Source organism: Mesorhizobium sp. C120A, assembly GCF_030323105.1.
Taxonomy (GTDB): domain Bacteria; phylum Pseudomonadota; class Alphaproteobacteria; order Rhizobiales; family Rhizobiaceae; genus Mesorhizobium.
Map to the genome: position 1 here is coordinate 5,816,204 of NZ_CP100476.1, position 24,239 is coordinate 5,840,442.

The 24,239-nt window shown below is 64.2% G+C and carries 19 protein-coding genes, 1 tRNA gene and 4 pseudogenes; 11 read left to right on the forward strand and 13 right to left on the reverse strand.

The window, feature by feature from the left end:
• Positions 1–13 precede the first annotated feature (13 nt).
• A complete protein-coding gene (locus NL532_RS28470) occupies positions 14–1,393 on the reverse strand; it encodes an FGGY-family carbohydrate kinase (protein WP_023827912.1) in 1,380 nt (459 codons plus the stop codon).
• Entirely contained in the window at positions 1,390–2,172 is a 783-nt protein-coding gene (locus NL532_RS28475; RefSeq protein WP_023701285.1) for a DeoR/GlpR family DNA-binding transcription regulator, read from the reverse strand. Before NL532_RS28475 ends, NL532_RS28470 begins: the two co-directional genes overlap by 4 nt.
• A 192-nt stretch (positions 2,173–2,364) precedes the next feature.
• On the opposite strand from NL532_RS28475, the gene NL532_RS28480 reads away from it, so the two are divergent.
• From NL532_RS28480 to NL532_RS28490, 3 genes are read left to right on the forward strand one after another with little or no spacing between them, the layout of a single operon-like run.
• On the forward strand, positions 2,365–3,408 hold the full coding sequence (locus NL532_RS28480) for a class II aldolase/adducin family protein (RefSeq protein WP_023827911.1): 1,044 nt from the start codon (positions 2,365–2,367) through the stop codon (positions 3,406–3,408).
• The gene (locus NL532_RS28485) at positions 3,392–4,681 is read left to right on the forward strand and encodes an FGGY-family carbohydrate kinase (protein ID WP_023723356.1); all 1,290 of its coding nucleotides are present in this window, start codon (positions 3,392–3,394) and stop codon (positions 4,679–4,681) included. Before NL532_RS28480 ends, NL532_RS28485 begins: the two co-directional genes overlap by 17 nt.
• Positions 4,678–5,529, forward strand: a complete 852-nt coding sequence (locus tag NL532_RS28490) for a TIGR01459 family HAD-type hydrolase (protein ID WP_023732354.1) — start codon at positions 4,678–4,680, stop codon at positions 5,527–5,529. The genes NL532_RS28485 and NL532_RS28490 overlap by 4 nt, the downstream gene beginning before the upstream one ends.
• Positions 5,530–5,604: 75 nt before the next feature.
• Here the strand turns inward: NL532_RS28490 and NL532_RS28495 are convergent, their stop codons facing one another.
• From NL532_RS28495 to NL532_RS28510, 4 genes and pseudogenes are all read right to left on the reverse strand, one after another.
• On the reverse strand, positions 5,605–6,786 hold the full coding sequence (locus NL532_RS28495; protein WP_031194650.1) for a hypothetical protein: 1,182 nt from the start codon (positions 6,784–6,786) through the stop codon (positions 5,605–5,607).
• Between the two features lie 21 nt (positions 6,787–6,807).
• Positions 6,808–7,818 (reverse strand): succinylglutamate desuccinylase/aspartoacylase family protein, encoded by a 1,011-nt coding sequence (locus NL532_RS28500; protein WP_023827910.1) that lies wholly within the window; start codon positions 7,816–7,818, stop codon positions 6,808–6,810.
• A 2-nt stretch (positions 7,819–7,820) separates the two neighbouring features.
• On the reverse strand, positions 7,821–8,165 hold the full coding sequence (locus NL532_RS28505; RefSeq protein WP_023827909.1) for a RidA family protein: 345 nt from the start codon (positions 8,163–8,165) through the stop codon (positions 7,821–7,823).
• 38 nt (positions 8,166–8,203) lie between these two features.
• Positions 8,204–9,530 (reverse strand): annotated as a pseudogene (locus NL532_RS28510) (alanine racemase).
• 68 nt (positions 9,531–9,598) lie between these two features.
• On the opposite strand from NL532_RS28510, the gene NL532_RS28515 reads away from it, so the two are divergent.
• A complete protein-coding gene (locus NL532_RS28515; RefSeq protein WP_023753898.1) occupies positions 9,599–10,540 on the forward strand; it encodes an amidohydrolase family protein in 942 nt (313 codons plus the stop codon).
• On the opposite strand, the gene NL532_RS28520 is transcribed toward NL532_RS28515, so the two are convergent.
• From NL532_RS28520 to NL532_RS28535, 4 genes are read right to left on the reverse strand one after another with little or no spacing between them, the layout of a single operon-like run.
• The gene (locus NL532_RS28520; protein WP_023748645.1) at positions 10,514–11,485 is read right to left on the reverse strand and encodes an ABC transporter permease; all 972 of its coding nucleotides are present in this window, start codon (positions 11,483–11,485) and stop codon (positions 10,514–10,516) included. The two genes, NL532_RS28515 and NL532_RS28520, sit on opposite strands and share 27 nt — an antisense overlap.
• The gene (locus tag NL532_RS28525) at positions 11,482–12,447 is read right to left on the reverse strand and encodes an ABC transporter permease (protein WP_023753897.1); all 966 of its coding nucleotides are present in this window, start codon (positions 12,445–12,447) and stop codon (positions 11,482–11,484) included. The genes NL532_RS28520 and NL532_RS28525 overlap by 4 nt, the downstream gene beginning before the upstream one ends.
• Positions 12,444–13,943 (reverse strand): sugar ABC transporter ATP-binding protein, encoded by a 1,500-nt coding sequence (locus NL532_RS28530; RefSeq protein WP_196813807.1) that lies wholly within the window; start codon positions 13,941–13,943, stop codon positions 12,444–12,446. Before NL532_RS28530 ends, NL532_RS28525 begins: the two co-directional genes overlap by 4 nt.
• 27 nt (positions 13,944–13,970) lie before the next feature.
• The gene (locus tag NL532_RS28535; RefSeq protein ID WP_023723360.1) at positions 13,971–15,023 is read right to left on the reverse strand and encodes an ABC transporter substrate-binding protein; all 1,053 of its coding nucleotides are present in this window, start codon (positions 15,021–15,023) and stop codon (positions 13,971–13,973) included.
• A gap of 235 nt (positions 15,024–15,258) precedes the next feature.
• Here NL532_RS28535 and NL532_RS28540 point away from each other — a divergent pair, with 235 nt between their 5' ends.
• Together NL532_RS28540 and NL532_RS28545 are read left to right on the forward strand one after the other, a co-directional pair.
• On the forward strand, positions 15,259–16,059 hold the full coding sequence (locus NL532_RS28540) for an IclR family transcriptional regulator (protein ID WP_023753895.1): 801 nt from the start codon (positions 15,259–15,261) through the stop codon (positions 16,057–16,059).
• Positions 16,060–16,306: 247 nt separating this feature from the next.
• Positions 16,307–16,588: a hypothetical protein gene (locus NL532_RS28545; RefSeq protein ID WP_023686798.1), complete on the forward strand. Its 282-nt coding sequence runs from the start codon at positions 16,307–16,309 to the stop codon at positions 16,586–16,588.
• 140 nt (positions 16,589–16,728) lie between these two features.
• Here NL532_RS28545 and NL532_RS28550 read toward each other — a convergent pair whose 3' ends face one another.
• Entirely contained in the window at positions 16,729–17,073 is a 345-nt protein-coding gene (locus NL532_RS28550; protein WP_081726829.1) for a hypothetical protein, read from the reverse strand.
• Between the two features lie 470 nt (positions 17,074–17,543).
• On the opposite strand from NL532_RS28550, the gene NL532_RS28555 reads away from it, so the two are divergent.
• From NL532_RS28555 to NL532_RS32460, 4 genes and pseudogenes are all read left to right on the forward strand, one after another.
• On the forward strand, positions 17,544–17,861 hold the full coding sequence (locus NL532_RS28555; RefSeq protein ID WP_031196696.1) for a hypothetical protein: 318 nt from the start codon (positions 17,544–17,546) through the stop codon (positions 17,859–17,861).
• A 68-nt stretch (positions 17,862–17,929) separates the two neighbouring features.
• Positions 17,930–18,043, forward strand: a pseudogene (locus NL532_RS28560) (SDR family NAD(P)-dependent oxidoreductase); the annotation flags it as partial.
• Positions 18,044–18,124: 81 nt separating this feature from the next.
• Positions 18,125–18,205, forward strand: a pseudogene (locus NL532_RS28565) (alcohol dehydrogenase catalytic domain-containing protein); the annotation flags it as partial.
• Positions 18,206–18,209: 4 nt separating this feature from the next.
• Positions 18,210–18,343 (forward strand): annotated as a pseudogene (locus tag NL532_RS32460) (glutathione-dependent formaldehyde dehydrogenase); the annotation flags it as partial.
• Between the two features lie 468 nt (positions 18,344–18,811).
• On the opposite strand, the gene NL532_RS28570 reads toward NL532_RS32460, so the two are convergent.
• Both NL532_RS28570 and NL532_RS28575 read right to left on the reverse strand, forming a co-directional pair.
• Positions 18,812–18,888: transfer RNA gene (locus tag NL532_RS28570), tRNA-His, on the reverse strand.
• A gap of 347 nt (positions 18,889–19,235) precedes the next feature.
• Positions 19,236–19,694, reverse strand: coding sequence for a phasin (locus tag NL532_RS28575; protein ID WP_023715623.1), 459 nt, complete (start codon positions 19,692–19,694; stop codon positions 19,236–19,238).
• A 324-nt stretch (positions 19,695–20,018) separates the two neighbouring features.
• Here NL532_RS28575 and NL532_RS28580 point away from each other — a divergent pair, with 324 nt between their 5' ends.
• On the forward strand, positions 20,019–24,020 hold the full coding sequence (locus tag NL532_RS28580) for a PAS domain S-box protein (protein ID WP_023827906.1): 4,002 nt from the start codon (positions 20,019–20,021) through the stop codon (positions 24,018–24,020).
• Positions 24,021–24,239 lie beyond the last annotated feature (219 nt).

A 24,239-nucleotide genomic window follows, 5' to 3' on the forward strand; every position in this document is an offset into this window, starting at 1 on the left:
TGAGCAGCGACAATCACCGTGCGCCTCCCGCTGCCGCGCGGGGGATGCCCTGCTCGCCGATGAGGCCACGCCATGTGTCGCGATATCGGGCAAGTCCGGTGAAGCTTGCGGCACGCACGGGCTCCGGCACTTCCGCGGCAAATTCGCGGCCGACGGTCTCGAAGGCCAGCGCCGCCGCCCCGGTGGCGCTGCCCTCCAGTGTGGCCCCTTGCAGGAAGGCCTGGCTGGGACGCAGTTGCGCCACTAGCCCGGCGAGCAGGCCGCCAGCGTTCAGTCCGCCATCGACGATCACGGTGTTGTCCGAATGGATCTGGTCGAGGCAGAGGTCGACCATCAGCGCGACGTAGAGCAGCGCCACGGCTGCGCGTTCCTCGGCGCTTGGCATGCGGCCGACCAATTTGCCGGCGCGGCCGGGCATTGGTCCGCCCGGCGCGAAGCTCGGCAGCGCCATGCTGCCGGCGTTGATCACCCGCTGCACTGCCGCCGGCGCGATCGCGCCTTGCCAGCCGTCGCTGATCGTGGCGAATTCGCGCCCGCCCATGAAGCGGATGGTCGGCACAGGGCCGCCGTCGATATCGACATTGACCAGCATGTCGCGCTGGCCATCGAGCGCGTCGAGCAGGCAATCCGGATTAAGCACGACGACCCAGGTGCCGGTCGAGACGACGGTGACCGGGCCAAGCTCCTGCCGGCGATAGGCATGGAGCGCGGCATTGCTGTCATGGACACCATTGTGGATGGCGATCCGCCGCTTCCTGTCGCCGAGGCGTTGCTCGCCGACAACCGAGCCCGCCCGCTCGAAAGCGGGCATCCGGTCGCGCCAGCCCTCAATATCGACCAGCGAACTGAAGTCGCGCTTGCGCGGCGCCCATAAATGCGAGTGGCAGCCGAGATAGGACACTTCCGAGACCGCCCGGCCGCCAAACCGCCAGCTCCAGTATTGTGGATAGCCGAGGATCGATTTCGCGGCCGTGAATGCACCGGGTTGCACCGCCTGTAGCCACAGCATGTGGCGACCGTAGTTGAAGCCGAGCGGCAATCGCGGCGAGAAGGTCTCGGTGAAATCCGGAACGAGGCGATCAATTTGCGCGGCAATATCAGCGGGCGGCTCTTGCTCATAATCGAGTATCGGATGCGTCAGCGCCGCCTCGTCGACCAGGGCAAAGGTGCAGCCATGGCCCGACACCATCACGCCCTGTACGCCATGGACGTCGGAGGCCTCGCTTACGGCGCGAACCGCCCAACTGTGAAGTGCTGCCTCATCAAGCACGCTGAAGCCATCTTTGCGCATCCAGTTCGGCCGGGTCCGGCGCTCGTCGACGATGCGCCCGTCCTGAGCGAAGACGAACAGCTTCGAATTGGTCTTGCCGAAATCGAGGACGGCCATCTTCACTGGATGGCTCCCGAAGCCGAAGCGATGCGCACCATGACGCCCGCGTCTTCCAGCATGCGCGCGTCGACGTCGGACAGGCCGTCATCGGTCACCAGCGTGCCGATGCGCGACAAGGGCAGCGCGATGTTACGGGCGTGGATCGACAGTTTGCGGCTGTCGGCCAGCACCACGATCTGGTCGGCACACAGGCTGAGATCGGCGATGGAGCGGACCAGCAGCGGGTGCGATTCCAGCACGCCCTCCTGGCCAAGGCCTTGCGCGCCGAGAAAGAACTTCGATGCGTAGAACGGCTCCGCCTGGGTCGGTGAATGGATGATGCCCGGCTCACGATGCAGATCGCCGCCGGCAACGGTCAGGCTGCAATGGCCGTGGTCGCTCAGATAGGCCGCGAGCGGCATCGAATTGGTATAGAGACGGATGCTGCGCTCAGCCAGCTTGACCCCAAGGTGGAAGCAGGTCGAACCGCCATGCACGATGACCGCATCGCCGTCGCGCACCATCGTGGCCGCGAGAGCGGCGATCTGCCGCTTGGCCTCGACCGCGAGGTCGCGGTTCTCGTCATAGGGCCTGGCATAGGCAACACCCGCCTGTGAAGCGCCGTCGAGCGCCGAGATGCCACCATAGACCTTCCGTGCTTCACCGGCCTCGTCGATCTTGTCGATGTCGCGCCGCACCGTCGCCGCCGACACGCCGAGCTGCTCCTGCAGTTCGCGCACCGACGCGAAGGGGCGATCCCGCAGCAACTCGACGATCTGACGCTGGCGGCCGGAGTCGCTCAATCGTTTTCCTCCCAGGAGCCGTTTTTGCCACGGCATTTGACGTAACTTACTCAACATCTTTCCGATTGCAAGAACCTTTGATGACATTAGATCACTATTGACGTAAGTCGCTCGCATCTGCGATACACATCAACATCCCACGACGGGTATCCGAAGCTGCGAGGCTGACGGAGCTGATAGAGGAAATGCGCCATGGCGAGCTATGCGGATGCGCAGGAAATGGCTGCTTTGCGGGCGCTTTCGGCCAGCATCGGGCGCAATCCAAATCTGACCCAGGCCGCCGGCGGCAACACCTCGCTGAAAGCCGGCGACACGCTGTGGATCAAGGCTTCCGGCACATGGCTGAAGGATGCGCTCTCCGAAGACATCATGGTCCCGGTGACGATGGCGCCGCTGCTCAGGGCTGTCGAACAGCGCGACAGCGCCGCCGACCAGCCGCAGATCTTCGCCATCGAGACGCTCAACGCCCGGCGCCTGCGCCCTTCGATTGAAACCACCGTTCACGCGCTGATGCCGCAGCGCGTCGTCCTGCATGTCCATTGCGTCGAAACCATTTCGCTGGCGGTACAGGCCAATTGCGAGGTGGAAGCCGCCAGACGCCTTGATGGTCTCAAATGGGCGTATGTTCCTTATTTCCGGCCAGGCCTGCCGCTTGCCCAGGGTATTGCCGAGCGGCTTCAGGCTGGGGTCGACGTGCTGATCCTTGCCAATCACGGGCTGGTCGTCGCGGCCGATACCGTCGCCGAGGCCGAAGTGCTGCTGCGCCGCGTCACGCTGCTTCTGGCGCGGCCGGCGCGCCAAGTGGCGGAACCGGATGTTGCGGGATTGGCGGCGCTGGCCGGGAAAACCGGTTACAGGCTGCCGGCGGAAATCGAGGCGCACGCGGTCGCCATCGATCCCGAAAGCCGCCGCATGGCGTCCGGGGGCAGCCTCTACCCCGATCACGTCATCTTTCTGGGTCGGGGGTCGGTGGTGGCAAAGCCCGGTGAGGATGTGCCGCGCGTCATCGAGCGGTGCGGTACAAACCCCGTGGCGATCCTGTTTCCCGGGCTGGGCGTGCTGATGCGCGGCGATGCCAGTGCGGGCGCCGACGCCATGCAACGCTGCCTTGCCGACGTGACGGCACGCATCGACATTGCAGCGCGGCTGAACTACCTCACCGCCGCCGAGAACGATGAACTGGTCAACTGGGACGCCGAGAAGTATCGCCAGAAACTCAATGCCGCCAGCCGCTGACACGCCGCTTGCCATAGGCATCGACATCGGCACGTCCGGCGCGCGCGCGGTCGCCATGCGTCCGGATTTTTCCATTGCCGCGCGTTCCGCCGTTTCGCTCGAGTTGTTTGGCCGGAATGCCCGCGACCCTGCAGTGTGGTGGTCAGCGGTCGGCGCAGCGCTGGCGGAACTGCTTTCGGGCATCGACCGAACAGCGGTCCGGTCGATCGCTGTTGACGGCACTTCAGGTACGTTGCTGCCGGTCGACGGCGCCGGGCGGCCGCTGGCCGAGCCGCTGATGTACAACGATACGGTCGCCGACAACGCCATTCTGGTCGCGATCGCTCGCGAAGCCCCAGCGACCAGTGCCGCACTTGGGGCGACGTCCGGTCTCGCCAAGGCGCTCTGGTTCCAGCGCACGCCCGGTGTTGCCGCGGTGCTGCATCAGGCGGACTGGATCGCGGGACAATTCTCCGGTCGCTTCGATGTCAGCGACGAGAACAATGCCTTGAAAACCGGTTACGACATCACGGCCCGCTGCTGGCCGGACTGGATTGCGGCCACCGAAATGCGCATGGAGTTGCTGCCCGGTATCGCCAGGCCGGGCGATGTCGTCGGCAAACTCACCGCGGATGCCGCGGATATGTTCGGCTTACCGCGCGAAATCGCCGTCGTCGCCGGAACGACCGATGGCTGCGCCTCGTTCCTGGCGACAGGTGCCGCGGCAATAGGCGACGGCGTCACCGCGCTGGGGTCGTCGTTGACCGTCAAGATCCTGTCCGACCGGCCTATCTCGGCGCCACGCTTCGGCATCTACAGCCATCGGCTTGGAGATGTCTGGCTGGCGGGCGGCGCATCGAACTCCGGCGGCAAGGTGCTGACACAGCATTTCCCTCTGGCGCGCATCGTCGAGCTGAGCATGGCGATCGACCCGATGACCGAGACCGGCCTCGACTACTATCCTCTTGCCACTGCAGGCGAACGCTTTCCGATCGCCGATCCGGCACTGCCGCCGCGTCTTGTGCCGCGACCGGTGGAGGACGCCGACTATCTGAAAGCCATGTTGGAGGGTATCGCCGCGATCGAGGCGCTCGGCTATGACAGGCTCGCCGAGCTCGGCGCTCCGCAGCTGACGTCGGTCAGAAGCGTCGGCGGCGGTGCGGCGAATGCCGCCTGGACGGCGATCCGGCAGCGCAGACTTGGTGTTGATTTCCTGCCGGCGCTTTCGGACGAAGCCGCCGCCGGCACAGCGCGGCTGGCGCTGATGGGCGCAAGCGCGGCGGGGCTTCTATGAGCGCGAAAACAGTCGAACACCTCAACGGCGTCAACCAGCTGGCCGAGCGCTATGATTTTTTCCTGCTCGATCAGTTCGGCGTGCTGCATGACGGCGCCAGCCCCTATCCAGGGGCAGTGGAAGCACTGTCGGCGCTGAAGCGCGCCGGCAAGACCATTGTGCTGATCTCGAACTCCGGCAAGCGGGCGGGGCCTAACGAGAGCCGGCTGCTAAAGCTCGGCTTCGAACCGGGAAGCTGGGACCATTTTGTTTCTTCCGGCGAGGTCGCGTGGGAGTTCTTCCACGACATGGCGGTATCCGGAAAGCTACTGCCAAACACGAAATGCCTGTTGATAAGCCGCGACGATGACCGCTCGGCGATCGAAGGTCTGCCGTTCGCATTGACTAAGGACGGTGACGATGCCGGGCTGGTGCTGATTTCGGCCAGCGAGGGCGACCGCTATGATCTTGAGCACTATCGCCGACTTCTTGCGCCGGCTGCGGTGCGGCAGGTGCCATGCTTCTGCACCAACCCTGACAAGATCATGCTGACGGCAGTGGGGCCGCGCTTCGGCGCCGGCCGGCTGGCGGATCTCTACGAGGACCTCGGTGGTAGCGTCACGCGTATCGGCAAGCCTTACCCCGCCATATTCGGCGCCGCACTAGCGCTGGCAGGCGATCCAGACCGCGGCACTGTGGTCTGCGTCGGCGACAGTGTCGAACACGACATCGCCGGCGGACTTGCTGCCGGCGTGGCCACGGTGCTGGTTCTGTCAGGAATATTGGCGGAGACCCCTGACCTGTTCGATCTGTTCGACACGATGGACGCCTACCCGGATTACACCATGGATCGCTTCAGGTTTCGCTGATTTGATTCACCTGGCAGCGCTCGCGCGCGAATCCGGCCTCAACGCCTCGTGGCCGACGAGCATTGGCCGGCTGGCTCAAGACCGCCGAACAGCGCGGATCCAGTCGAGCCGCGCGGCTGGAATGAGGCCGTAATTGTAGAAATTGATGCCGTCAACACCGGGCGCCAGCGCCGGCTTCACCTTGGCCGCGAGGATGTCGGGGCGGACCATTTCCGGATAGAACAGCCGGTAGCCGGCGCCGAGGAATTTGTCCGCGCCCAGTGCCGCACGGCCGGCCGCCATCAGGCTGGCGACATCGCCGGCCTGCATGTCGTAGGCGCACAGGATCGCCCCGTCGCAGACCTTGCCCAGCGCTGCCAGATCGCAACCGCCAAGCCAGCCGTCTTTCAGATCGATAATAACGACCCGCGTCGTGGGATCGGCTACCTCGCGCAGTTCGGCGACCAGGCTGGTCACTGGCTCGAATCGCCACAAGAGATAGGCATGGAGCTCCGGCCACGGGGCAAAGGCGTCGAGGCCGCAGGCGGGGAAATCGGGAAAGCGCCGCTCAGGCACCGCACGCTCGCAGGTCTCGACGATCCATTGCCTGGTCAGCTTGCGCGCCGCCTCGGCATCGATGCCGGCTTTTGCCGCACGGGCGACGCAGGACGGACAGAAGCACAGAGACAAAAGAAAATCGTCTTCCGGCGTCAGCCCGACACCGTCCTTCTCGTGATGGTATTCATGGGCAAAGCCCATGAAGGACGGGCTTTCAAGTTCTATCCGGTCCGGCCGGTAGCTGTGCGAGATGTCGGCGATCAGCGCGCGGACATAGGCGCGCGCATCGGGATGGGACGGGCAGAGATTGTAGTAGTTGGCATCGCCGAAGGCGTTGCGGGTGACGGCCTGCGGATGCAGCATGCCCAGGCGGGTGTTGTGCAGGCAGACCGTCCAGCACGAAACGCCTAGCCCGCCTGCGTCGCGCCTGCGGATAAGCTGACCGAGCACGTCGCCGCCCTCAGCGATCACGTCAGCCACCTTGGGCTGGATGGCTAGACTTCCCCAGCGCGCAGCGGTCGGCTTGAAATAGATGGTGCCGTCCTCAGGGAAATAGGCCTTGCGGCGCGGGCTGCGCGGCTGCAGGAAGCGCCCGGCATGATAGGATGTCGCCAGGCTGATCATGTTGAGCCCGGCGCGCTCGACAAGATCACGTTCGACCGTCTCCAGGCCGAGATCCTGGATGTCCCAGGGATAGGTCCACATGGACAGTTGCTGCATGGAATATCCTCTGCCTTTGGCTCAGCCGTCGACCGGCTCTGCGACCTGCATTAGGCAGTCGCCCGCCTCACACATCGTGTGCAGCCGGCGCGACAGCACCAAGCCGCTTTCGGCGAAATGCAGGGCCTCCTCGGCAACATTGAGCCGCTCGAGATCGTGGTACCAGCCGGCCAATTGTCCTGAAGTGACACTGTCGCCGAGCCTGGCGGCGGGCTCGAACCAGCCGCGGCGGGTGGCATAGAGGCCCTGGCTGTGCCTGGACAGGGACAGCAGCCTTGTCGGCGCTGAAGGCTTTTCGCCAGCGCCAAGAACCGGCGCGCCGACCACACCCATTGCTATCATCAGACGGTCGAGCGCGCGGGCCGTGATCGCCATCGAATCGACCGTTGCGGTGCCACCGCCGCCGAACTCACCGCTGACGCCGATGGCGCCGGCGCGGCGCGCTGCGCCCATCGAGGTCGGCGAGGCCTGGCCGTTGTCAGCGATAAAGCCGTAGGGCATGCCGAGCGTGCGCATCAGCTCGACGCCACGCCGGTGGCGCTCGGGATCGGCGTTGCGTTCGACCAGCGCGGTCGGCAGATGCTCCATCGACGTGCCGCCCGAATGGATATCGAAGACGACGTCGTGACGAGGAAACAGCTCCGTCTCAAGGAAATTCGCGAGCCGGCTTGTCGGCGTTCCCGAGGGATCGCCGGGAAACGCCCGGTTGAGATTGCCGCCGTCGAGCGGCGAGCAGCGCTTGGCGGCCATCACCGCAGGGGCGTTGGCCATCGGCATGATGGTGATGCGGCCCTTGATCCGCTTCGGATCGAGCCGGCGCGCCAGTTTTGCCAGCGACAGCTCGCCCTCATATTCGTCGCCGTGATTGCCGGCCATCAAAAGCAGTGACGGGCCGTCGCCATTGCGGATGAGGCAGATCGGCACCTTGACCTGAAAGTAGGGCGAGCGATCGATCGAGAACGGAATGCTTAGATGGCTGAGCGTCTTGCCGTGGCGGTCGAAATCGAGCGTGTGGGCGAGGCCGGTGTGCATGGTCAGACCGCCGCGACGGCGGTGATTTCGATGCGCAGATCAGGGTCGGCAAGCCGCGCCTCGACGCAGGCCCGCACCGGCAGGCGGGCAGGATCGACCCAGGCATCGTAGATGCTGTTCATGGCCTCGAAATCACCGATCTGCGGCAGGAAGATGTTGACCGCCACCAGCTTCGACTTGCTGCTGCCGGCCTCGACCAGCAGCGCCTCGACTTTGGCCAGCACGTCGCTGGTCTGGCCTTCGATGCCGGCCTTGCGATCGTTGGCCACCTGGCCGGCTATGTGAACGAGGCCGCCATAGACGACTGCCTGCGACATGCGCGAGCCGGACTGAAAATACTTGATCATATCGGATCCTTTCGAGGTTCTCTTTTTGGGGGATCTGGTCAGCCGAACCAGGTGGGGAAAGCGTGGCGGACGTGGCCGGTCGCGTCGACGCCGAAGATCACGCGATAACGGTCGAGGCAGGTGCAGGGATGCGAGATGCCGAATTCGACGACGTCGCCGACGGCGATGTCGTCGCTCGGCGCAATCGACAGGAAGGAATGCTGGTCGTTGAGCTTGACCACCTCGGCGCGCGCCGCCGGCATCGGCAGCGGCTTGCGGGCACGAAAGACGGTGAGCGGCGTTGGAAAGCCCTGGTCGAACGACACGTCGCGCATGCCCATGCCGCAGATGGCAAGGCCTGGCTCCGGCCGCGACAGCACTTCGGCCCACAGGCGTAGCGCAGGGCGAAAGGAATGCCGCGCCGAAGCGCTGATGCCGCCTATGGCAAAACCCTTGCGGGCATCGAGGGGCGCCGAGCGAACGGTCATAGGTGCCGTGGTCGTGGAAGAAGATGGCGCCGCTGCGCAGCACCAGCGTTGCGTTGCCGTCGCTGGCAACGAGGGGTGCAAGCGCCGCGACCGCCTGGTCGAAGAAGGCGGAGCCGCCGGCCGTGACGATCAGCGGTGCGTCGCCGCCGACGCGGGCACGCAGCCGCAGGAACATATCGGCGGTCATTGCCAGCAGGCCGGATATCACCTCATCGGTGCGACCGGGCTCGGGTTGCGCCGCCGCCCCTTCATAGGTCGCAACGCCGGCGATCAGCAGCCGCCCGCCGCCAGCCGTGATCGCATCGGCGATGGCCTCGGCTTGCGCGGTGGTGCGGGCGCCCGCCCTGCCCGCACCAAGTTCGACCAGCACGCGCAGCGGCGGCAGCGCCGCATTGGCGCGCCAAGCCTCGGCAAGCGCGTTCACGGCGTCGACCGAGTCGGCAAAGACATAGAGCTCGGCATCCGGCCAGGCACCAGCAAGCACGGCCAGCCGGTTGGCGCCGCCGGCTCCTCCAACCTCATTGGCGATGATCAGCCGTGTCAAGCCGGCCTTCAGCATCACTGTCGCTTGCCTGATGTCGGCGACCGTCGTGCCCCATGCGCCGGCCTCGACCAGCGACCGGGTAAGATCGGGCGCCATCGGCGTCTTGGCATGCGGAGCGATCTCAACATTGTGTTCGCGCGCATAGCGCAGGAACAGGTCGCGATTGGCGGAGAAGGCCGCCTCGTCGAGGGTCAGCACCGGAAGCGCCATGCGTCCATCCGCGGGATGCCAGCGCTCGGCCGCGACAAGGCTGCTGTCAAGCCCGGTTGTGCCGGGAGGCACGCCGCGGATGCGGTCGTCGAGCCGAAAATTTTCGTGCACCGAAAGGGCTGGAACCGGTGAGTTTTCAGTCATCCGATGCTAACCCTTTCACCGTCGCAACGAAGCCAGATCGATCGCCGGTCACAGCCTGAGAGAGATACGTGCCAGAACCTTACGCCGGACCGATCATCGACGCCCATCATCATCTTTGGGATCTCAGCCTGGGACGGCATCCCTGGCTCGCCGCCACGGCCGGCGAGCGCGGCGGCCTGGGCGAGCTTGGCCCCTTGCGGCGGAACTATCTGCCTGGGGATTATGCGCGCGATGCCATAGGGCATAAAGTCCTCGCCACCATCCATGTCGAAGCCGGCTGGGCGAGTGGCGACTGCATCGGAGAAACGCGCTGGCTTGAAACACTCGACAAATCGCGCGGCGTCGCCGCTCGCTATGTCGTTCACGTGCCGCTCGCCGATCGCCAGGCGCCGGCGCTGATCGAAGCGCAAGCCGCGTTCGAGCGTGTCGTCGGCGTGCGCGACATATTGAGCTGGGATCCCGACCCTGCCCGCCGTTTTGCGACCCGTGACGGCATCATGGAGGAGCCGGCCTGGCGTGCCGGGCTTGCCTTGCTTGGCCAGCATCGGCTGGCCTTCGACCTGATGGTGTTTCCGCGCCAGCTCGCCGGCGCGGCTCGCCTTGCGGCTGCCTTCCCCGATCAGCAATTCGTGCTCAACCATTGCGGCAGTCCGATCGACCGCGACGCCGACGGCATGCAGAGATGGCGCGACGGGCTGCGGCTTCTGTCGCAATGCGACAACGTCGCCATCAAAATATCGGATCTGGTCGCCTACGATCATGACTGGACGCTCGACAGCCTGAAGCCCGTCGTCCTGCATTGCATCGATTGTTTCGGCACCGGTCGCGCCATGTTCGGCAGCGACTTTCCGGTCGCCGGCCTGCATGCCTCGTTCGATGACATATATGACGGCTTCAAAACCATCACAGCGGACTTTTCCGCCGACGAGCAGACGGCGCTGTTCTTCGGCAACGCAAGGCGCATCTATCGGCTCGACGATGTGTCATCGGCGCGCCTGCTCCCGGCCTGAGAGCAGCAGCAGGCCGAGGATCAGCGAGCCGAACAGGATGCTGCGCCAGCCGGGCGATGCGTTGACGACGGTGATCAGCGCGGTGATGGTGACCAGCAGGATGGCGCCGGGGATGGTGCCGGCATAGGTGCCAAGCCCGCCGAGGATCGAGGTGCCTCCGAGGACCACAGCGGCAATCGAGGCGAGCAGATAGGGATCGCCGATGCCGACATAGCCCTGTCCGTTCATGCCCAACACGAGCACGCCGGCAAGTCCCGAGCAGAAGCCGCTGATGCCGTAGACCGCAAGCGTCGTGGACGTGACCGGAACACCGGACAATGCCGCGGCAAGTGGGTTGGCGCCCATGGCGAAAATCCGGGCGCCGAGCGATGTCGCATGCATCGTGGTCAGCACGATCACCGAGACGACCACCCACAACAATACGCCAGCGGGAATGCCGGCCGGCCGGCCATTGCCGAGCCAGTGGACCAGCGGGTTCTCGGCGGTCACGGCGCTGCCGCCGGCGATGATGATCAACAGACCCTGCAAGAATGTCGCCATGGCCAATGTCATGATCATCGGGTGGACGCGCAGCAAAGCGACGCCGAGCCCGTTGACCAGGCCGATTGCCGTGGTCAGCACCAGAACGGCAAGAATGGCGGTGATGCCGGTCGGATCCACCTGCCACGACAGCAGCGGCAGGCTGACGGCGCTGACCGTGACGATGGCCGCGACGGAAAGGTCGATGCCGCCGGCGATCACCACAAAAGTCTGGCCCGCGGCAACCAGGCCGATGACGGCGCCGAGCTCCACCAGATAGCGCAGATGGCCATAAGCGCCGAAGCCGCGCGAAACGAAGCTCGCCACGATCCAGACCGCGGCAACGATGGCAACGGTGAGAAACGGCCGGCTGCGCAGGACCGTCAGGGCGCGTTTGCCGCCCGCGCTGTCATTCCATGCTGTCATTGCTGTGCCTTGCGGAATTGCGGGATGGCGACCGCGCCGATGATGATCAGGCCCTGGGCCACATATTGTGCGACCGGCGTGAAGCCGAGGAAGAACATGACGCTGATCATCAGGCTGAGCAGCAGGCTGCCGGCAAGCGCGCCGCGCATCGTGCCCTGGCCGCCGAGGAAGCCGATGCCGCCGAGCACCGCAGCGGCAATCGAGTTCAGGGTAAAGGCGGCGCCGATGACCGGGTCGCCCGAACCGGTCTGTGCGGCGACGAACAAGCCGCCGCCAGTGGAGAGCAGACCGCTGATCGCATAGGCCGCAATGCGCGCGCCGTCGACCGGCACGCCGGAGCGATAGGCGCCGACCGGATTCTCGCCGGCGGCATAGAGGCTCAAGCCAAGCGGCGTGGCGAGATAGAGCTTCCACAGGAGAATGATGACCACCAGCAGCACGAATGCCGCCGGTGTGTTGCCGGCAAGCAGGTCGGACAGCCACGCCGGGATTGCGCCGCCGGGCCGCGGCAGGGTCAGCAGTGCGGCGCCGCCGATGATGAACGACCCGGCAAGCGTCACCACGATCGCCGGCAGGCGAAGCCGTACCACGATGAAGCCGGTCGCCGCCCCGATGCCGAGGCCCGTCAGCGCCACTGCGGCAGTGCCCCCGGCGACGCCCAGCGGCCCGGCCATCGTCGTCGCGGCGATGACCGCGCCCAAGCTGACCGTCGCGCCGATGGCTAGGCTGATGCCGCCGGTGAGCATCAGGATCGCCTGCGCCATGGCGACCAGCGCCAATGGAAACCAGCTCTGCGTGAATTTGGCGAAGCCGGACGCCGTGAACAGGCCCGGAAAGAGGACGCCATAGGCGATGAGAAACACCAGGACGACGGCAAACAGGCTGCGCACGCCGACATTGCGACGCATCTGCACCGGCCAGTAGAGCGCATCGGTCTGCCGGGCGGAGGAAGATCCTTTCATGCCGCAACCTTCCGCTGTTCGGCGCCCATCGCCGCGGAGACGATGGCTTCCTCGCTCAGCGCTCCACGCGCCAGCATGGCGACGATGCGGCCTTCGCGGACGATGGCTACACGGTCGCAAAGGTGCACGAGTTCGGGCGTGTCGGAACTGAGCAGCACGACCGCCTTGCCGGCGGCGGCGAAATTGCGAAGCATCATGTAGATCTCACGTTTTGTTTCGACGTCGACGCCGCGCGTCGGATCGTTGAGCAGAAGCACCAGCGGGTCGTGCGGCATCCATTTCGCCAGCGCCACCTTCTGCTGGTTGCCGCCCGATAGAGCCTGCGCCGCCCGCCCGAGGTGACCCTTGATGCCGAGTTGGGCGGCAAGGCTTTTGGCCGTCTCGCGCTCTGCGCGGCGGCTGCGCAGCTTCAGCGCCGGCAGCCTGGCAAAGGCGGGCAGCATCATGTTGGTGATGATGGGATGGATCAGGTGCAGGCCCTCGCGCTTGCGATCCGCGGGCACATAGGCCAGCCCCAGCGCGTTGGCTTTCGGCACGCCGCCGGGCAGGCCGGAGGCGCCGTTGACGGTCGCCGACGCCGTCCGTGCCGGAATGGCGCCGTAGAGACCGAGCAGCAGATCTTCCTGCCCTTGCCCGACCAGGCCGCCAATGCCAAGCACTTCGCCCGTTTTGATATCCAGATCGACGTCGCGCATCAGGCCGGCCGAAAGATTTCGGACAGAGATAGCGTCGGCAGGCAAACTGGAAGGCTGCCATTGCGGAAAAAGATCACCGGGATCGCGGCCGACCATCAGCCGAACCAACCCGGCGGCGTCGGTGCCTTCCAGGGTGCGGTCGGCCGTGCAGGTGCCGTCCTTCAGAACGGTGACGTGCTGGCACAGCGCCATGACTTCGTTCAGTCGGTGCGAGATGTAGAGAATGGCGATGCCTTCGCCGCGCAACCGCTGCAGCAGATCGGTGAGGATTTTGGTTTCGGTTGCCGATAGCGACGATGTCGGTTCGTCGAGAATGAGCACGCGCGGCCGGCGGTAGAGCGCCTTGGCGATCTCCACCATTTGGCGGCGGCCGAGCGACAGATGCCCGACCGGCGTCGACAGCGGCTCGTGCAGCCCGACAAGTTCGCATGCGGTCCTCGCCCGCGCAGCGAGTTCGCGGTAGTCAATCAGGCCGAACCGTTTGGGATAGGCGCCGAGACCAATATTTTCGGCGATGGAAAGACTGGCCGTCAGGCTGAGTTCCTGCTGGACGACGGCGATGCCGGCCTGCCGCGCAACAGCCGGCGTCATGCGTGAGACCGCGCGTCCATCGACCTCGATCGTCCCGCCATCCGGTCTCAAGGCGCCGGACAAAAGGTTGATCAAGGTCGACTTTCCGGCGCCGTTCTCGCCGAGCAGCGCATGCACGCGGCCCGGCTGGAGAGCGATTGAAACGTCGCGCAGGACGGGGTTGCCGAAGAAGGACTTCGACACACCCCGCGCCGCGAGCAGCGGAGCCATGGTTGTCAACGCTACAACCCTTCAGGCTTATTTCTGAGCCAGCAGCTTCTTGAACAGCTCCTCATCGTAAGGAGAAAAGATGTAGCCGTCAGCCGGGAAGTCCTTGGCCCGGGCGAGGTATTCGTCGATGTTGGAATTGTCGATTACCGGCAGCGGAATCTTGACGAAAGCCGGCACATCCTTGCCTTCCAGCGCCTGGACGGCAGTGTAGGTGGCGAAGGCGCCGAGCCAGTTCGGCTGCATCGTCGCCCAGCTCTTCAAGCCCTTTTCTTTCCAGAGTTCCAAAAACTGCCGGGCGTTCTCACCGGTGATCGGCACCTGTTCACGGCCCTGCTTGTCGAGGGCCAGCACGGCGCCTGCCGACAGAGCGCCGCCGAGCGACAGGATGCCGTCGATCTCGGGGTTGGCGAAGAGGAGGCTGGTGACGGCTTCCTGTGCCGGCGCGACGTTGTAGGGCGTGTTGGTCTCGGCAAGCACCGTCACGTCGGGATGGGCCTTGAGCTCAGCGTCGGCGCCTTTGCGCCTGTCATCGCTGACCGAAACCCCGGCCGGGCCGTTGAGGATGAGAATCTTGCCCTTGCCGCCGATAGCGTCGATCAGGAACTTGGCCGCCTGGTCGCCCCACTGCGAAGAATCGGTATTGACCTTGGCGGTGACCTTGTCGGTATCGACGAGGCTGTCGAAGTTGATGATGGCGATGCCCTTGGCGCAGGCATCGGCCAGAACGCGTGCAGGTGCGGTCGACGAACCGGCGATCAGGATGATGGCGTCGACATCGGAATCGATCATCGACTGGATCTGCTGGATCTGGACGTTGGCATCGCCCTGAGCGTCGGTGACGACGAGCTTGTCGACCAGTCCCTGCTTCTTCAGGGTCTCGACTTCGGCTTCGATCGTGCCTTGGGTCTGCTTCATCCAGGTCGGCACGGAATAGATGTTGGCCCAGCCGATCGTGTACGGCGCCTTGCGGTCGCCCTTGATGCAGTTGGCGGCGGCATTGGCTGCCGAGCCGGCGCCAAAGCTCAGCACGAGACCGAGGCAAAGCGCGCTGGCGGATGCGAAAAACGGTGATTTCATCATGACTGTTCCCTTCAGAGGTTGTGGCCTCGACGTGCAGAACAAGGGCGAGGAAACCCGTCGGTCGCCGGATCTTGGAAACCGTGTGTCGCCTCGGGATTTGTCTGCGTCAGGCTCGTTAGTTTGTCTGGTATTTCAGACAATGTGTCTGTATATCGGACAAACTGGATGCTAGTCCGAGCCTTGACATCTTTCAAGCGCCCTGAGACGAGAACCGAAATGATTTTGGCGGAGGGTCATGAGCGAGGGCACTAACGATGCGATCGGGAAGGAAGCCGGCGCGGAGCCGCGCAACGGCGAACGACGACGCGGCATTGACCGCGTCATCATGCTGCTCGAGGCGTTGCTGCGGCACCGCGCGCCAATGCGCGTCGGCGACATCGCCAAAATGATCGGCGCGCCGCGTTCGACCACCTACGAGATCGTCAACAGCCTGCTCGACGCCGAAATGCTCGAAAACGTCGGCGGTGAAGGTTACGTCTATTTCGGACGCGCCATGCATCTGTTCGGCTGGGCCTACTCACATCACAATGCCCATTACCGTCGCATCATCGAGACCTTGGATAAGTTGGCCGCCGAGACAGGCGAGACGGTCCAGCTATGCGGCCTGCGTGGCAACAAATACGTCGTTCTTGACTGCCGAGATTCCCCAGGCCCGTTCCGGATCTCAAGCGATGTTGGGGTTGAGGTGCCGATCCCATGGACGGCATCCGGACGGCTGCTCCTCGGCCATATGAACGAGCAAGAGTTGAGGGATTTCATCCCATCTGGCGACTACAGGCTTCCCGACGGCCGCATCATTGCACCAGCCGAATTCTTTGCCGATGTTGCCTTGGCCCACCGGCAGGGTTTCAGCGAGACCACAGCCTTGGCCGACCGTTTCACCTGGTGCATGGCGGCCCCCATCCGTGACGGCCACGGCGCCATCAAAAGGACCTTGTGTTTGGTGTTACCCGTCGACACGCCGGAGCCACGGCGCGACGAACTGCTTGCGTTGCTGCGCGAGCGCGCCCGTGGACTGTCTCTGGCGGGAGGCTGACGATCAGCCGTCGTGCCCTCAGGTTGAAGCCTCTTAAAGGCACATGGATTCCGCTCTTCCCCATGGGTTCCATTTAGGTTCCGGACCTTAGTCCCACAGTCGGTGGATAAGGTCCGAACCAGGGAACACGCAACCGGAAGCCACATTAGGAGAAGACCGTCGATCAAAGTCCCTTCATCGCCGGTTGAGGATCCCGCCGCTCTTACTGTCGAGAGCGCGGCGGGATCCTTACGCGCGGAGCGAGCACATGAGATTTGTCGAAATTTTCACAGATGTGCTTACTGCCCTGCTTCTCGCTTTATTCGTGTGCGGGATATTCGCTGTTTTCGGAGGCCATCTGGTTCCTCCACGCTACGCAAAGATGGTGTTGCTGCCGGACCTCGATAAGATGACGACTGCATCATCTACACCCAGCTTGCCTGATTCCATCGACTTGCAAGTTCAAAAGCGCCCAGAGGTGCAAAGGTCTGCCGGCGTGACACAGCGCGCAGTCGGTCTGGAGCCGCCAGTGCCATCCAGCAAGCGGTAAGAATCAGCGGAGGTTTTGTGGCTCCCCAGCTATCAGAGAGCGCCGGCGATTATTGACAGACCCGGCTCTTGAAATTGGCTGAAATCGCCGCTCCACATTTCCGCATCTGTTTGAATTGTGTTTATCAACTAGTGCGAACGCTATGGCGAAGCAGGTTGAGTTGGCGGCGTTCCTGGCTGATCCCCGCCAGTGCTTGATCGCGGCGTGGGATCCTTGTCGAGCTTGGGATTTCGGTCCACCGGTTCGCCATTCACATCATCGGCCTTGGAGTTTGCAGGGTCCGTTTGGCCAGGATTTGGGCTGTAAGTATCTGGCGATGGAACCCGGCTGTTTTGTTGTGTCGCCGGTGTCTTAGCCTGCTCGCCATAGATTTCAGCGATCCCCCAAGCAACGAGCGCCAAGACAAGGCCTGCCAAGAGCACGCCAAGGACCGGTCGCCCCAAGCCACCCTGCCTGGCCCGCTTTTCCGGAATGTTTCTGCTCATGATCGCAACCTTGGGCTAAGAGGAGTGGCCCGCGCTCCAGGAGCGAAGACGCGGGCAGTCAAGAGCTCCGGATGTTGGCCATGCGGCGAACAGGGAACTCGCACATACCGAACTCGCTGGCGCTGTTGATGTTCCCACGGAATACAAACAGCGCGCCGCCGCGATCCGGACGGGCAATTTGGTTTGGAGTGGCTGGAACGAGCCAGTTCAAGGTCAACCAGCGGCGGTGTGCGTAAGCGAGCATTGCGAGCCAGACTGGAACTTTGCCGAATTTGCCGCGTCGCCGACCATGGCCGGCTACAACGAGACCACCAATCCGGTGCTGACCGGTTGCAAGGCCCGCGTTGCCACCAGGGACATCTGTTTGAAGGCTATCTGAATTTGCTCCTCGTTGTCGGCGATTCCGCCCGATGGAACATCCTGATCCGCTCGCGGTTGGGGAAGCCCGGGCCAGCGGCAGGAGCATCATCATGAACGTCGAACGTAACCCGGCCGAAGACAGAGGCGATATCCAGTCTGGGGTGACAGAGGACAAGACGCCGGGATTCGACCCGGCGGCGGCGCCTATGGAAACCGATGCCGAAGCAGCAGACACCTGCGCCGTGCCGGTTCCCGCAGCGACGGGCACGCCGGCTTTCGCTAATCAAGCAAGCTTCGCCAATGCGATGCGGCGGCCGGACGACGAGCGAGCCCCGGCCCCGAGTAAAAACGGCCCGGTGCTGGCCATTGTCGCGCTTGTCGTCGTTGCCGCCGTCGTGTTCGTTGTCGCCGCGATGCTGGCGCGATAGCAGATCCTGCGCTTGCGCCAAACCTCTGCCCTGCGAAGCGATCAGGGATGCGGTCGTGGCAGCAGGCGATCAGCGGCTGGAAAAACAAGCTGCAGGTTGCAGCGGCGCATGGCACGCCGGCCGGCACCCTGGCCGAGCAGCATTGCGGCATGGCCGAACCCGGCTCGGCCGCCAAGGGTTGAGGCCGGATGCTCGTTGGAAGCGGGAACATTTCACATCAAGCCAAGTTCGGGCTCGCAGGGCTTGTCGTCAAGGAACAGCACATGAAGGCCCTCACATGGCACGGCAAAGGCGACATACGTTGCGAACAGGTGGCCGATCCGACGATCCAGGATGAACGCGACATCGCTGCAGAAAGTTCAGAACGGCGATATCGACCCGTCATTCCATCGCGCTGGCCTCAAGGCCGGGCCCGAACTTACAAAACCTTCCGCGACAAGGAGGACGGCTGCATCAAAGTCGTGATGCGCCCGCACGGCTGACCGTTCTGTCCAATGGCCCGACTTTGTTGTCCGGCCGTCTGCATGCTGAAAAGGCGAGAGTTGAAAAATGGCCAAGGACAAACCCGTATCGACAAACCCGGCCGCGACACCTCCGGTCAGATCGCCTGAGGCCGCCGGTTTGCCACATCCCCGTCGCGATGCTGAAGACAGCGATTCCGGCGCCAAGCCGACGGCACCCAAGACCGCTGGCGCCCAGCAAGCGTCCAGATCGCCACTCGACAGCCGCATTGCAAATCGCAATGCCGGCCGTCCTCGTCAGGCAGGCACGACGCCTCGGCCGACCGACGAACCGCTGGAGTAAAATGAAACCTAAGCTGCGGCGCGGGTATCCGCACCGCGGTGTGTGTGCGCAGTCAGGGTCTTCCTGCCCTGCCGACAGGGCCATACAGGTCTTGATCTCTCGTGGATCGTCGGGATCGGCAATCAATACTTTAGCGGGAAATTCGATGGTACCGTTGGCTGGGATCGAACCAGCGACCTCCGGATCCACAATCCGGCGCTCTAACCATCTGAGCTACAACGGCACGTTCGCCTGAGCCAGATCGTGGTGAAAATTCATTCTCCGAGATCCGCTCTGTCGTTCGGCGATGCGTCCAATACGGTCTATCAGAGACTAATTCAAGGCCTTTGATAAGGCAAAGCCGGTTCTGCCAACAGGCGCCGGTTTTCTTCGGCAAAAGAAAAAGGCCGGCGGGAGGAGGTGCCGGCCTTTTCCTGTTACGAGCCAGCGGGAGGAGGTGCTGGCTGGTCACCCCGGAGAGCAGAGGGAGGAGGTTCCACTCGCCGGGTATTCATTTGGACAACTCTATCGCACACCTATTTGTCTGACGAAATGCGACGTTTTGATGCATCGCAGAGTTGTGCGCAATTATTAGGCGGCCTTGATGTCCTTCAGGGCCTTCTCGAAAGCGGTCTTGACCGGCTTGGAGACGTCTTCGGCAGCCTTCGAAGCAACAGCCTGGAAGTCCTTGGCCTGCTCGACGGTGGTCTCGACGCGCTTGCGCAGGAAGGCGGTCTGCAGTTCGACCACTTCCGACAGCGACTTGGCGCCGATGAGGGCCTCGAGATGCGAGAAGCCGGCTTCGGCATTGGCGCGCAGAGCGGCGATCGTCTTGAGCGACAGGTCGCTGGAAACGGTCTTGGCAGTCTCGAAGGTCGATTCCAGGACTTTCTGGGTCTCTTCGGCGCCGGTCTTCAGCTTGGAGTAGGCTTCCTTCGACTGCTCGACGCCCTTTTCGGCGAAAGCGCGGATCTGGTCGGTTGCCTTGGAAGCGTCGAAGCTCGGGAATTCAACGTTTTCGAAGGTCTCAGCGGTCTTGGCCTTGGTCATTTTCCATCCTTTCGGGGTAGCGGCTTTGACAAAAAGCCGTCTCGTTCATGTATGATGGCAATATAGCGGTTTTTTTGTGCGATGCAATATCTTTGTTGCAGTGCACCATAATTTCTTCCCATGCGTTACCCCAAGAGGTTACCCAACGGCATTCCGAGGGGCTGTTAACCAAGTGGCCAGAGATTCCACCTGCTTCCCGCCATGGCTTGTGGACCTTCGCCGCGCGGGCTTTTATTAACAAAGCGTTAACTGCAAATTGCCCGCCTTGTAGGTTCGCCAAGAGGGGTTCGCCAAGAGGTTTCACCGAAAGGGTCCGCCAAGCGCATGCCTTCCGAGAACTACTCTTTCCTCGATGTCGCCGTGCTTGATACGGTTCGCCAGCGCTTCGCCGCCGGCGACGCGATCGCGATTCTGTCGGCCGACCTCGAACAGGTGATCTGGGCCAACGGCCCGGGCGCTGCGGTGTTCGGCTATCCCGATATCGAGGCCATCATCGGCGCCTCGGCACAGCTGCCGCTGATCGCCAGGCGTCAGATCATGGCGACCGCGGGGTTCCCGCAGATCGGCAGCGACCGCGCCATTACGGTACGGCTGGCGACCGGCATCACCAGCCGCGCCGTCGGCTTCCTGGCCAGTGCGGTGACTATGCCGGACGGCGAAAGCGCCATTATGCTGGTGGTGCCGGCAGCGCAGGCCGGCTCGCGCAGTGCTGCCGACATTGCGGCCCGCGCGATCAGCGGCTTTACCGAAGACGGCCATTTCATCGCCTTTGTCGACGCCGCCGGCACTGTCGAGGCGGCTTCGGATGGCTTTGGCGCGCTCGCCATCCGACCTGAGACGCTGGCCGCGCTTGTCGCCGACGTGGCGAGCCAGGACGACCGCATCGTCAAGCGGCTGGTCCCCGGCGGCGCCACGTCCTATCCGGCCGGCTTCGCGCGCCTGACCGAGTCCAGGCATCTGCTGGTGGTCATCGACGAGGATCAGCTCGGTGAGGAAAATCCTGTCGGCGAGCTGGATGCCGAACCTGCTGCAGCGCAGGTCGACGATGGCCCGGCGCAAGCCGCCGCGGAGAACGCGGTAACGGTGGATGCGGTGGCTGACCACCCCACCGCAAGCGGGAATCAGGGCCCACTCGCGGCCGCACCTGATGTCGGGGAGACAGGTCCGGCTGCCACCGAGCATGATGCTTCGGCGTCCACCGATACAAAGGCGGACCATCGCGAGCAGACGACCGGCCGCGAGCAGGCGGCGAATGACAGCGCGCCGGCGCAACACGATCATTGGTACTTCCATGCCGGCGAAGAGCCGCAGGCGGGCGAGCCGGACAGCCCGGCGCAGGCCGAGCCGGACTCTGTTTCCCCGGCCGAGAGTGCGCAGTTGGACAGCAGTGCCGCTGCGCCCGCCCTGCCCTCTGACGCAGCCCCACCGGCTACGCCTCCCGCCAAACGTGAGGTCGACCGCTCGGCGCCGCCGCTGCGCTTCGTCTGGCGCACCGACGCCGACGGCAAGTTCAGCGCGCTGTCGCCGGAATTCGGCGACATTGTCGGCAAAGCCGCCGCCGACGTGATCGGCCGCCGCTTCAAGGACGTCGCGACAACTTTCGGCCTCGACGCCTCGGGCGAGATCGCGGGCCTGCTTGAACGGCGCGACACCTGGTCGGGCCGCTCGGTACTGTGGCCGATTGCCGGCTCCGACCTGAAGATGCCGGTCGATCTGGCAGCACTGCCTGTCTATGGCCGCAGCCGCGCCTTCGAAGGTTTTCGTGGTTTCGGCGTCGCCCGCGCCGGCGATGCGGTGGTCGATCCGGAAGCAATCGGCATGGCGCTGGTCCCCAATGGCGCGCCAGCAGCAGCAGCTGATCCGGCCCCGGAACAGCCCGTGGCGGAAGCTCCCAAGGCGGCCGATCCGTTCGAGGGCGAAGTGCCGGCGCTGACCATCGTGCCGAAGCAGGAACGTCGTTTTGCCGACAAGGTCATCCGGCTGGCCGAGCATCGGCAGCCCGCCAACGACAAGCAGCCGACAAGCGAGAGGGGCCTGTCGACGCTGGAGCGCAGCGCTTTCCGCGAAATCGGCGAGCGGCTGAAGAAGGACAATCCCCCGCCGGAGCAGCCGGAGACTGCCAAGCAGGCCGAACCGGCCAATCCGGATCAGGTAACGCCAGACCAGGCCAAGGCAGATGAGCTCAAGCCGGATCGTGTCGAGGCGAACCAGGCTGAAACAGCCGCGCCAGCCCGGCGGCCCGCCGAGGTCTCGAGTCCGGGCGAAGCCGGCCCGGCTGCCGTGGCTGAACCATCGGCAGCCGCACCCGAAAGCGAAACGGCTGAGGCCGAACCGCCGGAAAGCGATGCCGAGGACGAAAAGGACCTGACGCGGCTTGACGGCGAGCAGCCGGACGACGGCCTTGCGGACAGCGAAGCAGGCGAGGCGAAGGCGCCGACAGTGTCGCGCTCCCTGCTCGACTATGCCGATCCCGAACCAGGCTCCGTCACCGAAGACAGTACGGAAGCAACGTCGTCCAACGACGAACTTGCGCCGGCTTCCGAACCGGATGATACGCAAGCCCAAGAGATCGTCGAGGCCGCAGAGCCACAGCCGGTTGTTGCCGAGACGCCGGCCAATGCCGGTGAAGACGACAGCATGACGTCGGCCGACTTCCGCGATGCCGAGGACAATGAGGATTGGGCGCCGTCCGACGAGGCGACCGATTCCGCCGTGGAAGACGGGGACAAGGCCGGCGATGCGGACACAGTGCCGGCAGAACCACAGCGCCTGAAAGTGCCGCCGCTCAAGCTTGAGGGGTTCATGCCTTCGGCATTCTCGGCCGGAGATGAACACAAGGCCCCTGACACGTCGATCCTCGGCAAGCTGCCGGTGCCGCTGCTCATCCATTCGGGCGACGAGCTTCATTACGCCAATGAGGAATTCCTCGGCCTGACCGGCTATGACACGCTTGAGGACCTGAGCGACGCCGGCGGGCTCGACGCGCTGTTTGCCGATCCCTATTCAGAAATGGCCGGCGAAAGCGACCACACACTCAAACTGAAGACGCGCGAGGGCCAGGAATTTCCGATCGAAGCCATTTTGCGTTCGGTGCCGTGGCGCGCCGGCAAGGCGCTGATGCTGGTGGTGCGACGTACCGGCGACAACGAGCCGCCGATGGTTGCGCATCTCGCAGCCGACGAGCAGACGCAGCCCGATGTCTCCGAACTCAAAGCGCGCATTGCCGAGATGCGCACCATCATCGACACCGCGACCGATGGTGTGGTGTTGATCGGCCGCGACGGCGACATCCGCTCGATCAGCCGGCCGGCCGAGGCGCTGTTCGGCTTCGACAGCGACGACGTCACCGGTAAACCGTTCGCCTCGCTGTTTGCCATCGAAAGCCAGCGCGCGGCGCGCGACTATCTGAACGGCCTGTCCGAGCCCGGCGTGGCGAGTGTGATGAACGATGGCCGCGAGGTGATCGGGCGCGAGGCGCAAGGGCGCTTCATCCCGCTGTTCATGACCATCGGCAGGCTGCCCAATGACAGCGGCTTCTGCGCCGTGGTGCGCGACATCACGCAGTGGAAGCGGGCCGAAGAGGATCTGACCCAGGCGCGCGCGGTGGCCGAGCGCGCCTCCTCGCAGAAGACCGATTTCCTCGCCCGCATCAGCCACGAGATCCGCACGCCGCTCAACGCCATTATCGGCTTTTCCGAGCTGATGGTGGACGAGAAGTTCGGCCCGGTAGCCAATGACCGCTACCGCGACTATCTCAGAGACATCAACCGCTCGGGCAACCATGTGCTCGATCTCGTCAATGACCTCCTCGACATTTCGAAGATCGAGGCCGGCCAGCAGGAAATGGACTACGAGGCGGTGTCGCTCAACGATACGCTGGCCGAGACGGTGGCGATGATGCAGCCGCAGGCCAACCGCGAGCGTGTCATCATTCGCTCCAGCTTCGCCTCGCGACTGCCGGAAGTCGTCGCCGACCTCAGAAGCGTGCGCCAGATCGCGCTCAACATCCTGTCCAACGCCATTCGCTATACGCAAGCCGGCGGACAGGTGATCGTGTCGACCGCCTATGAAACCTCCGGCGACGTTGTCATGCGGGTGCGCGATACCGGCATTGGCATGAGCCATGCCGAGATCGAGCAGGCGCTGAAGCCATTCAAGCAGATCAATGCGCTGAAGCGCGGGCGTGGCGACGGCACCGGTCTCGGCCTGCCGCTGACCAAGGCGATGGTGGAAGCCAACCGCGCCCGCTTCACCATCACCTCAACGCCGGGCGAAGGGACGCTGGTCGAGGTCGCCTTCCCGTCGACGCGGGTGCTGGCCGAATAGGGCCGGCCATTCCCGGGCGAGAATCCCGGACAAAGAAAAGGCGTCCAACAGGACGCCTTAAATGGGATTTGCTGTCACAACGGGGGCTTGAGCGAATCTGATCCTCAGGGGACGAGGAACGGGATTTCTCCCTCAAGTTACGTGCGACTATCGACGCCGGGCCTTAACAACTCCTTACCGGCCGTCCAAAAAATTTACGAATGTGTACCACTCATGAAA